The sequence below is a fragment of the Candidatus Hodgkinia cicadicola genome, from assembly GCF_002774925.1.
Map to the genome: position 1 here is coordinate 1 of NZ_NXGO01000135.1, position 759 is coordinate 759.

Sequence of the window (759 nt, forward strand, 5' to 3'; positions counted from 1 at the left end):
CAAATACTGTACCCCTGAACTAACTCACAGTAGTAATAAGAATTAATTAAGAAAATCTAACTAAAATAATTAATTAAAACTGTGAAAGTAAAAGTTAAAAATAATACTGTTAACCCTTTATTAAATTTATCATGCTATGACCTGTGTATTCCGGATCCAACTTGCATACCGACCCGGCATTAAATAAGAAATACCTGTAAACCATAATGTAAATAATTAATAATTTGAAGTCACAAGTAGTAGTCGTAATAATTCCTGTAGACAAGATAAGTCTCGATAGTTTATTTTGTCAAACTGTAAGACTGTATTACTAATGAAGAGTTGGAATTATATTATGGCGGAGTATTCACTCCGCGTCGTTGCAACTTTCCTGTTGTAACAATGCAGGACTTATGATGCGGCTTTCAAACTGTAAACAGCTCCAAGCGAGGGCTCTTCACAAAATGTTTACTTTTTTTTTAATTGAGTGTTAGCTTCCACTAAAAGCGTGGAGAGCTAGTTATAAATAACTAAGATGTAGTGAGTAATTTTGTTAAACAAAGATGTGAAAAAGGAAAACTAGTGTATAAGGTGACATCTCCTGTTAATTAAAACTAACGATCATATGGTTCACCAATGTCCAAAGTCAGTAGAGGATTAACAACTCACTATAAACATAAAGAAATTCTAAAATTAACTAAAGGTTATTATGGCCGTCGTAAATCCTGTATTAAAACAGCAAAACAAGCTGTGGATAGATCTCTAGCTTATAAGTATAAA

1 protein-coding gene is annotated in these 759 nt (G+C 31.9%); it reads left to right on the forward strand.

The features are described from left to right. Positions 1 to 615 precede the first annotated feature (615 nt). A partial coding sequence (locus tag MAGTDC_RS03680; protein ID WP_146657094.1) for a 50S ribosomal protein L20 occupies positions 616 to 759 on the forward strand: 144 nt, incomplete at its 3' end.